Here is a 12,304-nt window from a genome sequence, read left to right as displayed (position 1 = left end):
TGACGCACACGAGTGGAAGGGCTGCCGATAGTGGTGAATGGCGAGCATTGCGTGGTCGTTGGCGCCGGCGCCGCCGGCTTGTGGACGGCTTGGGCGCTGACCGAGGTCGGAATGCGCGTGACGGTGCTCGACGCCGGTGCCGCGGCGGCCGGCGCGTCCTGGGGCAACGCGGGCTGGATATGCCCCGCCCAGGCCGGGCCGGTGCCCGAGCCCGGCATCATCATGCACGGCCTCAAGGACCTGACCCGGCGTGATTCCGCGCTCCACTTCTCGCCCGCGGCCCTCTTGCGCCTCGGACCCTGGATCGCGACGTTCGCGCGCTACTGCAACGACCGGTCGTACTCCGACGGGCTGGCGGCGTTGTCCACGCTCGGGTACCCGTCCTTCAAGCTCATCGAACGGCTCGGCCTCGACGAGCACTTCGACAAGACCGGTCTCCTGACCGTCTCCAAGAACCCCGCGGACATCGAGCACTTCATCGAGAAGATCGCGCCGCTGGCCAAGTTCGGGCAGGGAGCCACGACAGAGGTCCTGACGGGCAGCGCGGTCCAGGACCTGGACCCTACGGTGCCACGAGGCCAGGCGGCAGCGTTGATCGGCAACCACTGGCAGATCGTTCCCCACGCCTACATGGCGGCGCTGATCGAGAAGGTGGTCGCCGCAGGTGTCGAGATCCGCGAGCACGAGCCCGTCGAGCACCTCCACGCGCAAGGCGGACGGGTGCGAGCGGTGCGCACGGACCGCGGTACGTACGAGGCCGACCACGTGGTTCTCGCGGCGGGAGTGAACACCACCGCGCTGGCACGCTCGATCGGCCATCCCCTTCCGGTGATCGGCGGCAAGGGCTACAGCTTCGACGTCCGGCCGGGGCGGATGCCGAGGCAGGCGATCCAGACCCTCGACACGCACCTGGCGATCTCGCCGATGGGCGGCACCCTTCGCGTCGCCGGGGCGATGGACTTCACCAACTCACCGACCCGCATCCCCCCACGGCGCGTCAGGGCGATGCGGCGCTCGGCTCAGGCCCTCCTCGGGCCGTGGACCGACGAGTCGGCCGCCTGGTCGGGTCTGCGCCCCGTGGCTCCTGACGGCCTCCCCATGATCGGCAGGCTCGCGCCGGACTCGAACGTGTTCGTCGCCACCGGGTACCAGATGCTCGGCATGACGATCTCACCGGCCGCCGGAGTGCACCTCGCAGAGGCGATCGCCTCGGGGGACGACGGTCGTACCGGGCCCTTCTCGGCGCAGCGGTTCGCCCGCGGGAAGACGCGCAAGACGATGAGGGCCCAGGAGGGGAGTCGGGATGCGTAGTGATCTGGTGGTGCGCGGCGGCCTTGTCGCCGACGGCACCGGCGCACCGCTCAGACGCGCGGACGTACTGGTCCGGGGTGACCGGATCGTTCACGTCGGCGAGGTCCCCGACACCGACGTGCCCGAGGTGGACGCCGCCGGCGCGTTGGTCGCGCCCGGCTTCATCAACGTGCTCAGCCAGGCCTACGAGTCGCTCCAGCGTGACCCCCGAGGTCTCTCCGACCTCTACCAGGGCGTCACGACCGAGGTGTTCGGCGAAGGCTACTCGCTCGGCCCCGTGGAGGGCCGGATGCGCGCCATCGCCAAGGACTACGCCGAGCGAACCCACGTCCGGCATGAATGGCCGCGGCTCAACGACTTCCTGAACCACATGGCCGACGCGGGCGTCGGACCGAATGTCGCGAGCTTCGTCGGGGCGGACAACCTCCGCATGGCCTTCGCCGGTCCGCAAGACCGTCCGCTGACGCCCGACGAGCTGGCCGCCGCCCGCCGGCTCCTCGACGAAGAACTGGCGGACGGCGCGCTGGGTCTGGGCTCCGCTCTCATCTACGCCCCGGGCATGTACGCCTCGACCGATGAGCTGACCGCCTTCGCGGAAGTGCTCGCCGAGCACGACGCGCTCTACATCTCGCACATCCGCAACGAGTCCGACTCCCTGCTCGAAAGCCTGGACGAGCTCATCGGGATCGCCGAGAGGTCGGGAGCGCGGGCCGAGGTCTACCACCTGAAGGCGGCAGGCCGGGACAACTGGCCCCTGATGGCCTCCGCGATCCAGCGCATCGAGGAAGCCAGGGCCGGCGGCCTCGCCGTCACGGCCAACGTCTATCCGTACGAGGCGGGCGCTACCGGCCTTGACGCGTGCATCCCCCCACGATTCCACGACGGCGGCCCGGACGCTTTGCGCGGCAAGCTCGCGCATGAGGACTTCCGGGAAACGGTCAAGGAGGCCATCCGGGCCCCGGGCGCCGACTGGGACAACTGCTACAAGAGCGCGGGCGGCGCTGACGGAATCCTGCTCCTGGGCGGCAACACCTCCGAGTGGAACGGCATGACACTCGCGCAGGTCGCGACGCGGCGCGGTGACGCGGATCCGCTCGACACGCTTCTGGACATCGTCGTGGCGGACTCGCAGATGATCATCGCGCTGTTCGAGATGACGGAGGAGAACGTCCGTCTCGCGCTGCGGAGCCCATGGGTCTCGGTCTGTTCCGACGCCGAAGCGTGGACGGCCTCTCCGCCGTACACCGACGCTCCGACGCATCCGCGGGCCTACGGGTCCTTCGCCCGCGTTCTCGGTCCGTACGTCAGGGACGGCGTCCTGCGGATCGAGGACGCCGTCCGACGGATGACCAGCCTGCCCGCGCGGACGCTGCGTCTCACCGACCGCGGCGTCATCCGCGAGGGCGCCTTCGCGGATCTCGCGATCTTCGAGCCCGACAGGGTCCGGGACCTCGCCACCTACTCCCACCCGCACCAGTACGCCGACGGGATGCGGCACGTGATCATCAACGGCGTCGTCGCGTTCCGCGGGGGAAAGCCGACCGACGAGCTCGGCGGGCGCGCGCTACGACGCGGGACCCGGCCGACGACGAGCGGCTTCCGAGCCCGGTGAACCCGTCGACGAACGACGAAGGAGAGCGATGACAACGCCGTTCAGCGGCATACTCGCGGCAGTGGTGACCCCTTTTCGCGCTGACGGTTCGACCGTCGACGCCGGGGGAGTCCGTCGCCAGGTCGAGCACATCGTCGGTGCGGGCGTGCACGGCGTGGTGCCCTTGGGCAGCACCGGCGAATTCACGACGCTCAGCAACGCGGAGCGGAAGGAGGTCGCGGACCTCTACCTGAAGGCTGTGGACGGTCGGGTGCCCGTCGTCGTGGGCACCGGAGCGTTGACCACCGGCGAGACGATCGACCTCACCCGGCACGCGGCTGACGCCGGTGCGACGGCGGTCATGATCGTGCCCCCCTACTACGGCGCTCTCGGCTGGAAGGAGGTCGTGGCGCACTACGGGGCCGTCTCCGACGCGGTGGACATCGACATCATGTTCTACAACCTGCCGGACGCCACGGGACTGGACATCTCGGCCGGGCGGTTGGCCGAGCTCGCCCGGAGCACCCGCGTGACGTCGTTCAAGGACACCGGGGGTGACGCGGTGAAGTTCGCCACGGTCCTTCACCACTACGCGGACGTCATCCAGCCGCTCAACGGCTACGACACCCTCACGTTCTCCGGCATCGCCGCCGGCGCGCGGGCGGGAGTCTGGGGAGCGGCGAGCGTCATCCCTCAACTGTGCGCGGACTTCTACGAGACCCTCGCGGTCCGCGGCGACATCGCCGAGGCACGGGAGCAGTGGACGAAGATCTTTCCGATCTGCGAATTCCTCGAGGCGCACCCGTACGCAAGCGCGATCAAGACGGGCCTCGACCTGGTCGGCGTCCCCAGCGGACCCCCCCGACTCCCGGCCCTCCCCCTCACCCCCGAGCACGCGACCACCTTCGCCCGGCTCCTCCGCGAAGCCGGGATCGACCTGGCCCGCTAAGGGGTTCTTCACATCGACCTCGTACATCACCACCGGCGTGGTCGTCTCGCACCGCAAACGCCTCGGGCCGGTCACAGGTGCCCGGCGGAGCAGCAGCCGACGCCTCGGATGCGACTGCGCCGGGTCCTGAGCCGGGACCGGCCGAATTCGCTTCGCCATGACGCCACTTCATGCGCTCTTGCATCCGACGGGCTGTCAGGACACGCTTTCCGCGGAGCCCTGTGAACGCCTGTTCAGTGGGAGGTGAGCGCGTGACCGCGCCTGACCAAGCGGGGATCGAGATCGTGCGGGCGACTTCGGCGCATGTCCCGATGATCTTCGCGTTGGCACAGTCCAGGAATCTGGACGGAATCGACCCGGTGGAGGCCAGCCGAGACGGATTCCTGGTGTCGGAGTACACCGACGAGATGTACCAAAGGCGACTGGTGAGCGCCGAGCACTTCTACGTGGCCGTCAAGGGAACCGACGTCCTGGGATTCCTCCTGGCCTACAGCGACGCCCAGATCGAACCTGACGAGTGGTTGAACCACCGGATCAAGACCACGCTCGGCAGCTTCCTGGTGATCAAGCAGGTGTGCGTGGCCCGTGACGCGTCGCGGCAGGGCGTCGCGTCACGCCTGTACCACCATGTGCTGGAGCGCTGGACGGCCAACCCGGTGATCGCCGCGGTGGTCAACGAGCCGCTCAATGAGGCGTCGAGCCAATTCCACCGGAAGCTGGGCTTCGAGGAACTGACACGGTTGCGACCGCCGGACGGCCGTCTGCGCGTGGTGTGGGTCTCGCGCAAGCCGCGTGAGTCGATGTTGCAGACCCAGTACGAGATCGCGGTCGACTTATACAAGCATGAGGACCTCCTCAACTGGAACAAGCTCAATAACTTCCTTTACATCACCGCGGGCCTCGCGGCCACCTTGGCGTTTACCCTCGGCAAAGAGGGCGCGCAGTCACAGGAAGTGGCCCGGGGCGTCGGAGCGGTCATCACGGTGATCGGGTTCGTTTCCGGGCTGGCGTTCGCCGTCATGCTGCGCTATGGACGCCGCTATTTGCAGACCCGCAAGAGCACGGTCGTGGAGCTGGAAGAGCACATGGCGTGGCACGGCGGGCAGCGGATAGTGGGACGCCGGCTGACAGAGCCGGGATCAGGGTGGCTCCAGGCGTCCCCGACCGGTCTCGTGATGGTGCTGCTTCCCGTCTTCGTCTCACTGGGCTGGCTGGCGATGCTGGTGGTCGTGCTGACGAACTGATGCTCCCTCAAATACCCCTCTACGACGGTGCCGTGTGGGGTCAGTGCGGCTTTCGGATGCTGTCGATGATGCGGGTCCAGTTGTCGCTGCCGTGGCCGTTGTCGATGGCGCGGCGGTAGTGGGCCTGGACGGCCAGGGGGAGCGCGGGGTCGAGGCCGAGTGACGTGCTGGTTTCGACGATGTGGTCGGATGTCGCGCCCATCATGGTGACCGTGCTGAGCCCGCCGGGGTGTTCTCCGGCGTCCAGCGCGGTGCCGGGGGTCGCTTCGCCGGCCCTGAGGATGGCGCCGATCGAGTCGGCGGAGGAGAGCAACTCCGGCAGTGCTTCCTTGGCCGTCATTCCCGCGGTGCCCAGCATCGCGGTGGCGTGCATCAGTGCGGACAAGGTGGTGAGGAATACCGTGAGCTGGGCTTGGTACATCATCTGGGCGAGACCTGGATCCACGCCCAGATACGTCGGCGCGCCGAGCAGCGCCAGTGTCGGCCGGTGGCTCTCCATCGCCTCGGTGGGGCCGCTGTAGTAGACGTGGGCCGCGTCCGTGCCGACCATCGGTGCCGGGACCATGACACCACCGGTGAGGAAGGTGGCGCCGTGGGCCGACGCCCAGGATGCCGCTTCGCGTGAGCGGTCAGGGGTGTCGGAGCTCAGGTTGACCAGTGTCCGGCCGGCGAGCGACGCGGTGGCGCTGTCGAGGATGTCGTACATCGCCTGGTAGTCGGTGAGGCTGAGGATCACGAGGTCACTTGCCTCGACCGCCTCGCGGGGTGTCGGTACGAGGACCGCTCCGTCGGCGACGACGCCGTCGGCCCGGTCGGCGGTGCGGTTCCAGACGGTGACCGGGTGGCCTGCGGCGAGGAGGGTACGGGTCATCGCCTGGCCCATCGGGCCGAGTCCGATCACGGTGACATTGCTGTGTTGCCTGGTGGTGCCGTGCTGTTGTTCGTTCACCTCTTCATGCTCGGAGAGGGCCACTAATCTGGGAAGTACCCACTATTTTCTGCGGTACTTACCTTTTAGTAAGGGGATCAGTGATGGCGAGGGCGCCGAGGTGCGGGCCTTACATCTGCGGCATCGACGCCGCGCTCGACGTGGTGAGCGGCAAGTGGAAGGGACTCATCCTCTGGGAACTTGACGCCCATCGTGTGCGCCGCTTCGCCGAGCTCCGTCGCGGCCTGCCCGGAGTGAGCGAGAAGATGCTGACGCAGCACCTGCGCGAGATGGAGGAGGACGGACTGGTGCACCGGAAGGTCTTCGCCGAGGTGCCGCCGCGGGTGGAGTACTCCCTGACCGAGCACGGGCGCACGCTCAATCAAGCGCTCGGGCCGCTCGGCGTCTGGGGGAGCGAACGGATGCGTCGCGAAGGCTCCGAAGTGGTCGAGGTGGCCGAGATCTCCCACGGCTGAGGGCTGTCCGGCACAGATCATGACCTCGTCTCGGGCACGGTGAGCCGCCCTGCGGCCGTACCGCTGGTTCTTCGGCCCGGTGCGCTTCGTCGGGGCCTATGGGCCCGCGGCGCGTCCTCCCGTGCTCATTCGGGTGCGGCTGTCGGCAAGGGCCGCCCGGACCTCGCCCTCGATCTGTTCGGGGTCCAGGCCGAGGGCTCTGCCGATGTGCGCCGACCACACCTCCGAGCGCAGATTCGTCTCGAACATGCCGCGTGCAGAGAGACGAAGCCCATCGTGCCCGCGAACGAGGTGATGGTGTCGGCCATGCGGTCCTGCGTGCCCCGCATCCTGGCGTACACCACCCGTTCGTGCCGGAGCCGGACCGGCGGAAGATGGGGGAGCGGACGGTTTTCGGCGGGGGAGTCGAAACGGCCGATAGTGCCGGTGATCAGTCGGATGACGGCGCGGTTTCCCTGACCGAAGCGGGTGCGGGGCGGATCTGGGTTCCGGTGGTGCCGAGGAGGATGCCCAGGGCGTTGTCGACCGGGCCGATCGCCGCGACGCCGCCGGTGCGGGTGACGAAGTCGGCGGCGATCGCGGCGCGGGTGATCACGGCCTCGGGCAGACGTACGCCGGACAGTTCGTCGGGGGTCAGCCGCAGCAGCGGCCTGGGGCGGCCGTGTCCTCCCGCGGCGAACAGGTGCGTGGCGCCGGTGAGGAACAGCAGGATGTCCGCGTCCAGTTCGACGGCCAGCAGCGCCGCCGTCCGATCCGGGTCCACCGTCACCGGTACGGTCCGCAGGCGCGCGGTGCCGCGTTCCCGTAGGACGGGGATGCCGCCGCCGCAGACCACCACGGTGCCGTCGGCCAGCAGTTCCCGGACGACCTGAGCCTCGGGAACGGCCTGCGGGCGTACGCGGGGCCGGTCCGGCACGCTCACCTGCGGGTCGTGGGCGCCGACCTGGGCGTGGGTCAGGAGCGCGACCACGGTACGGCCGACGAGCACGGAGTCCAGCGCGCGTACCAGACGCGATCCGGTGACGGTCTGGGTCTCGGCGGGAGCGCCGTGGACGATGACGACCTCGTGGCCGGCCCGGAGGAGTTCGGCCAGCGACGCGGCGGCCGGATCGAGACCGTCATCGCCGACGAGGGTGTCGGTGTCGATGCTGACGATGATGCGCATACGGACGCTCCTCGGGAGGGGCGGGACTCCCGAGGGCGCGTATCGCCGTGGCGTCCCGCCCTGTCCACGCTCCCGCGCGCACGGCCGGGTGTCGTGGGGCCCAAGGGCCCGAGACGGGTGCCGGTCGGCCCCGCCCGGTCGGCGCCTGACGGCCCTGCGGCCGTAGCAGCGTCCGTCGCAGGAAGGCGGCAGCGCCTTGCCGGCCGGGCCCCGGTGGACAGCCGGTGCGGGACAGGTCTCAGCCGGCCGGCTGCAAAGCCCAGTAGTGCGGGTCGATGGGGGCTTGCCGCACCACGATGCGGCCGGTGACGTCGGGGCTGTCGACGAGTTTCCCCCACGAGTTGGAGTGGTCGCTGGGGGTGTGCTCGATGTCGGCCCAGACGACGCTGCCAGGACCTGCGGAGCCGTAGGAGACGGTCCACTCGGCGTACTTGTCGGAGCAGGCGTCGGTGACCTTCACGTGGTAGTCCGTCGTCAGGCCCAGGCAGGTGCGCGGGTCGGAGTCCGGTGTGGAGACCTCCATGGTTCCGTTGGGGCGTTGGCGTACCTGCCAGTTCGCCGAGGTGGAGGCGGTGTCCGTGCAGGCGCCCAGCGCCACCATGCCGATGCGCGCCTTCGTTTTGGGCCAGGTCAGGCACATGCCGTCCTTGAGGGCCGCGAAACGGTAGACCCCGTCGACGAGCGGGGCGGCGTGGGCGGGTTGCGCGAGTGCCGCGGTGGCGGCGGCAGCGGCGGCAATGATGGCGATGACGCGTGAACGCATGGGGTGGGACTCCTCGAACAGCCGTGGTCGATCTGATCGCGCGTCACGGGCGCGCGGTCGACGCGCGGCCCGCCGGAGACGGCGGCGGCACCGATCCTGGAGCACCGGCCCGCCCGGCGGCAGCCCGCGGTGGCCGCTGTCACCCGGCTGGCTGAGCCGCGTCACCCGATGGCGTGGCGGTGAGAGGTCCCCGCGCTGTCGCGGGTGCCAGCGGTGTCGGTCGTCGCTGGTTCCACGTACCCCTTGGCCGATACGCCGCGCCGGTCAGCTCGCCGGTTCGCTGCGGGCGGTGTGTTCGGCCTGCGCGGCGAGGAAGTCCGCGAAGCCGCCGCGGGCGCGGCCGTGCAGACGGGGCGAGGTCATGACAGGGGCGGCCGAGGTGCGCAGGACGCGATGACCGCGGCCGACCAGCGCGGCGACCAGTGCGTGGTCCTCGCCGACGTCGAGCGGCGGGAACCCGCCCACATCGCGGTAGGCGCTGGCACTCAGGCCCAGGTTGGCGCCGTGGACATGGGGGTGGTGCCAGTGGGCGCCGTCGGTCGGACGGGTGGCTTCGTAGCTGAGCTGGTGCCGGACGGTGAGGGCGGTCGCCGTCGGCACGGTCACGGTGCCGACCACCGCGTCCCACCCGTCACGGGCGAGAGCGCTGTGGTGTGCCAGCCAGTGCGGGGGTACGGCGCTGTCGGCGTCTGTGGTGGCGAGCCACACCCGCTCGTGCGGGACGGCGATCTCCGCCAGCGCGTGCTCGGCGCCCTCGGCGCGCGCCCGGCCCGGACTGCGGAAACCGACCGGCACCACGAGGGCTCCGGCCCGGTGCGCGATCCGGGCCGTGCCGTCACGGCAGGAGTCCGCGACGACGACCGTGCGAATCCGCACGGCGGCGAGTGCGGGGTGGCGCGCGGCAGCCGCGACCGCCTCCAGCGCGGCGGGCAGGAGCGCCTCCTCGTTGTGCGCCGGGATGACGACGGCGATGGCCTCGACCCTCACACCAGACCCTCGCGCTCGGCGGGACCGGGCGGGCTGCTCCCGTCGGCCAGGTCACGGCCGTGGACCTGGAGGACGAAGTCGGCCTCGCGGTGATCGGCGAGCAGTGACAGCCCGGGCAGGCCGGTCACGCGGTCCGCGATCTCGGTGCCCGTCCACAGGTGTTCGGGCACCGGGTGGTTCCAATGCACGGTGACGAGATGCCCGCCGGGCTCCAACGCCGTCCGGGCCCGGTCCAGAAGCCTGTCGAGATCGGGAGCGGCGAAGTAATAGAGCACTTCGGACAGCACGATCAGATCGAAGGAGCCGTCCGGCCACTCGTCGGGCAGCGTGAGCTGACGTACCGTCACATTCTCTGCTGCGGCGGTACGTTGCCGCGTGGTCGCCACGGCGGACGCGACCCGGTCGCAGGCGAGTACCTCGTCGCAACGGGTCGCGAGTCGGCGAGTCAACTCACCGACCGAGCAGGCGGGTTCGAAGGCACGGCGGTAGCGCGGCAGGGGGAGCGCGGCCACGGTGATGTCGTACTTGCGCCGCTCGTACCAGCGTTCGGCGAGGTGCCAGGGGTCCTCGCCCCCGCCGTACATCGTCTCGAAGTAGGCGGCGGGCGTACTCGCCGCGTTCGTCCGGCTCACTGGAACATCACCTCGTGCGCGCGGAGGTGGTGGGCCACCTCGTCGGGCGGCAGGACCGCGGCGTCCTCCGGCGCGGGGCCGATGGGCTCGACCTGGGTGGCGAACCGGGCGACGGCGGCGCGCTTGCGGGCCTGGACGTCCGCGGGCAGGGTGACCCGGTGCGCGGAAGGCCACGGGACACGCGGGTCGCCGGGGTGCGCCCAGTGCCACATCCACACGGGGTACATCAGGCAGGGCACGGACGCCTGAGCGGCGGCGGCGAGCGCGGCCCGTCCTGCGGCTTCATGGTCACCGTGGACGTCGCCGATCCACGGCGCGAGGCACAACGCGGCGCCCTCCAGCACCGGGACGAGTGCCTTGACGATCTCGTCCTCGTGGAAGGCCACCCGGGTGTCCGGCACTTGCAACCGGACGACGTGGGCCGTGCCCGTGCCCAACGCCGCGAGGGCCTGGCGGAGTTCTTCGGCGCGCAGTTGTGTCAGCCGCTGGGGCGTGACGGCTTTGCTGTCGGCGTGCGACTGTTCCCCGTCGGTGACGGAGACCACGGTGAGGGCGGTCCCCGCGTCCGCCAGCATCGCCATCGTCCCGCCGGCGCCCAGCACTTCGTCATCGGGATGCGCGGCCACCACGACCACCCTGCCCGCCTCGGGCAGCCGCAGCTCGGGAAGCGCGCGCCAGCCGTCCCAGTCCCGCCAGAGCGCCTCGTCGGTGCCCGGCGCCTGGATGGGGTTGGCGTATGCGGGCGACGGGCCTGGTTGCTCGCTCACGACGGCTCCTTGCGGGCGGCGAGGCCGCCCAGTTCGGCGAGGTTGCGCTCGGCGTGGTGTTGGCGGATGTACACGGTCAGGTCGGCGGTGTTCCGGGCGTGGCGTTCGTCGTGGCACAGCGGACCGGCGCCGGTGGCCCGTCCCACGTGGGTGAGGACATCCGCGCACACGGACTCGACGAACGCGCGGGTGCGCAGGCTCCGCATCCGCGCGGTGCCGCCGGTGTCGGACGGATCGCCGTCGATCTCCGCTGCGGCCTGCTTCAGTACGGCCGCCGCGGCATGGAGCAGCATGTCGACCGCGCCCATGTGCGCGTCGGTGTGCGGGTCGGGGCCGCGATCGGCGGCGGCGCGCAGCAGAACGTCGGCGACGGCGCGGGCCCCGCCGTACCAGCAGGCGGCCACGCCGATACCGCCGTGCTGGAACCCCGGCCGCTTCAGATAGCCGCCGACGTCGCCGACCGGCACACCGGGCACATGGTCGAAGCGCACGTCAGGGGTGTCGCTCCCGGCCATCCCGACGGCCTGCCAGGTGCCCGGCACCGGGCGGCAGCCGTCGGCCACCCCCGTCCGTACCGCGAACAGCCGCTTTCCCCGCTCCGTCGCCGCGGTGACCAGCGCGTGGGTGCAGCTGTGGGCTCCCGAGCAGTACTGCTTGAGCCCGGTCAGCACCCAGCCGTCGCGGTCACGGGTGGCGTGCAGTCCTTCGCCCGGCGGTTCGGCCGCCCACACGCCCCACCGCTCTCCCGGCCGGGGCGGCGGCGCGTCCAGTTCCGCCAGGATCGCCGCCGCGTCCACGTGTCCTTCGAAGAGCCGGGCCGCGCACAGATCCCGCTCGGCCACCGAGGTGAGGACGGCGAAGCGCTCCGCCGTACGACCCGAGCCCGGCAACGGGCAGTCCAGCGCTCCCGACGTCAGAGCGGCCACCAGCTCCGCGAAACGCTCCGCCGACTCCCGGGCCGCCGCCGCGACGGGAAGACCCGTCGCCGCGTCGTGGGCCGCCGGATCAGGAGCGGTCGCCGGTGGAGCGGTGGCGGGCCCGTCCTGCCGCGTGGTGCTCCGCATGTGTGGTGGCCTCCCTCGGTGACGACTCGTACGCATTCACAGCCTCACCCGGGACAGTGGCGTACGCATCCGGATGCCCCGCGGGGGCCGTCCTACACGGTCGCGCGGACAGTTCCCATGAGAACGAGCGGGAGAGCCCATGGGCGGCCGCTATCCGGGTAGGGGACCAGGTGAGGCTCCACACGCGGTGCCGGACAACCGCACCGCGTACCGAAGGAGGGTGAGCCATGTTCAAGGCCATCGCAGATGTACTCGGAAAGATCGGCAGCGCTGTCGCCACGGTGGTGTCCCTGCCGTTCCGGGCCGTGGGCCGCCTGTTCGGCGGAGCGTCCGACACAGCCCACGGTCACCACTGACACATCGGGCACCCTGGCGTCGCGCCGCGGGGGCTTGTCTCGGGTCACCGCTCCGGATGCGGGCGTCCGCC

Annotated in this window: 14 protein-coding genes; 6 read left to right on the top strand and 8 right to left on the bottom strand. The window is 70.7% G+C overall.

Going from position 1 to position 12,304, the window contains the following annotated elements; translation table 11 throughout:
- The first annotated feature begins 12 nt into the window (after positions 1 to 12).
- The 4 genes from ACZ4EF_RS26040 (at position 13) to ACZ4EF_RS26025 (ending at position 5,095) form a co-directional block, all read left to right on the top strand.
- Entirely contained in the window at positions 13 to 1,311 is a 1,299-nt protein-coding gene (locus tag ACZ4EF_RS26040; protein ID WP_467506534.1) for an NAD(P)/FAD-dependent oxidoreductase, read from the top strand.
- Positions 1,304 to 2,923, top strand: a complete 1,620-nt coding sequence (locus tag ACZ4EF_RS26035; protein ID WP_467506533.1) for an N-acyl-D-amino-acid deacylase family protein — start codon at positions 1,304 to 1,306, stop codon at positions 2,921 to 2,923. The genes ACZ4EF_RS26040 and ACZ4EF_RS26035 overlap by 8 nt, the downstream gene beginning before the upstream one ends.
- A gap of 28 nt (positions 2,924 to 2,951) precedes the next feature.
- Positions 2,952 to 3,851, top strand: a complete 900-nt coding sequence (locus tag ACZ4EF_RS26030) for a dihydrodipicolinate synthase family protein (protein ID WP_467506532.1) — start codon at positions 2,952 to 2,954, stop codon at positions 3,849 to 3,851.
- 251 nt (positions 3,852 to 4,102) lie between these two features.
- Entirely contained in the window at positions 4,103 to 5,095 is a 993-nt protein-coding gene (locus ACZ4EF_RS26025) for a GNAT family N-acetyltransferase (protein ID WP_401307660.1), read from the top strand.
- Between the two features lie 40 nt (positions 5,096 to 5,135).
- Here ACZ4EF_RS26025 and ACZ4EF_RS26020 read toward each other — a convergent pair whose 3' ends face one another.
- Complete coding sequence (locus ACZ4EF_RS26020) at positions 5,136 to 6,044, bottom strand: NAD(P)-dependent oxidoreductase (protein WP_467506531.1); 909 nt, start codon at positions 6,042 to 6,044, stop codon at positions 5,136 to 5,138.
- Positions 6,045 to 6,127: 83 nt separating this feature from the next.
- Between ACZ4EF_RS26020 and ACZ4EF_RS26015 the strand changes: the two genes are divergently transcribed.
- A complete protein-coding gene (locus ACZ4EF_RS26015; protein ID WP_355335155.1) occupies positions 6,128 to 6,499 on the top strand; it encodes a winged helix-turn-helix transcriptional regulator in 372 nt (123 codons plus the stop codon).
- 96 nt (positions 6,500 to 6,595) lie between these two features.
- Here ACZ4EF_RS26015 and ACZ4EF_RS26010 read toward each other — a convergent pair whose 3' ends face one another.
- The 7 genes from ACZ4EF_RS26010 to ACZ4EF_RS25980 form a co-directional block, all read right to left on the bottom strand.
- Positions 6,596 to 6,748, bottom strand: a complete 153-nt coding sequence (locus tag ACZ4EF_RS26010) for a hypothetical protein (RefSeq protein ID WP_467506530.1) — start codon at positions 6,746 to 6,748, stop codon at positions 6,596 to 6,598.
- 181 nt (positions 6,749 to 6,929) lie between these two features.
- Entirely contained in the window at positions 6,930 to 7,664 is a 735-nt protein-coding gene (locus ACZ4EF_RS26005) for an amino acid kinase family protein (RefSeq protein ID WP_467506529.1), read from the bottom strand.
- 238 nt (positions 7,665 to 7,902) lie between these two features.
- Positions 7,903 to 8,427, bottom strand: coding sequence for a hypothetical protein (locus tag ACZ4EF_RS26000; protein ID WP_467506528.1), 525 nt, complete (start codon positions 8,425 to 8,427; stop codon positions 7,903 to 7,905).
- A 264-nt stretch (positions 8,428 to 8,691) separates the two neighbouring features.
- Positions 8,692 to 9,414, bottom strand: coding sequence for a glycosyltransferase family 2 protein (locus ACZ4EF_RS25995; RefSeq protein ID WP_401854547.1), 723 nt, complete (start codon positions 9,412 to 9,414; stop codon positions 8,692 to 8,694).
- Positions 9,411 to 9,998 carry a class I SAM-dependent methyltransferase gene (locus ACZ4EF_RS25990; RefSeq protein ID WP_402713410.1) on the bottom strand — a complete coding sequence of 196 codons (588 nt, stop codon included), beginning with the start codon at positions 9,996 to 9,998 and terminating at the stop codon, positions 9,411 to 9,413. Before ACZ4EF_RS25990 ends, ACZ4EF_RS25995 begins: the two co-directional genes overlap by 4 nt.
- A 44-nt stretch (positions 9,999 to 10,042) precedes the next feature.
- Positions 10,043 to 10,813 (bottom strand): PIG-L deacetylase family protein, encoded by a 771-nt coding sequence (locus ACZ4EF_RS25985; protein ID WP_355335144.1) that lies wholly within the window; start codon positions 10,811 to 10,813, stop codon positions 10,043 to 10,045.
- Positions 10,810 to 11,877, bottom strand: a complete 1,068-nt coding sequence (locus ACZ4EF_RS25980) for an acyl-CoA dehydrogenase (protein WP_391162734.1) — start codon at positions 11,875 to 11,877, stop codon at positions 10,810 to 10,812. The genes ACZ4EF_RS25985 and ACZ4EF_RS25980 overlap by 4 nt, the downstream gene beginning before the upstream one ends.
- A 227-nt stretch (positions 11,878 to 12,104) precedes the next feature.
- Here ACZ4EF_RS25980 and ACZ4EF_RS25975 point away from each other — a divergent pair, with 227 nt between their 5' ends.
- Positions 12,105 to 12,233 carry an LPFR motif small protein gene (locus tag ACZ4EF_RS25975; protein WP_355335140.1) on the top strand — a complete coding sequence of 43 codons (129 nt, stop codon included), beginning with the start codon at positions 12,105 to 12,107 and terminating at the stop codon, positions 12,231 to 12,233.
- The last annotated feature ends 71 nt before the right edge of the window (positions 12,234 to 12,304 follow it).

Source organism: Streptomyces sp. NPDC025721 (assembly GCF_055558595.1).
The sequence above is the reverse complement of the archived record's forward strand: the minus strand, read 5'-3'. Positions and strand labels throughout refer to the sequence as shown.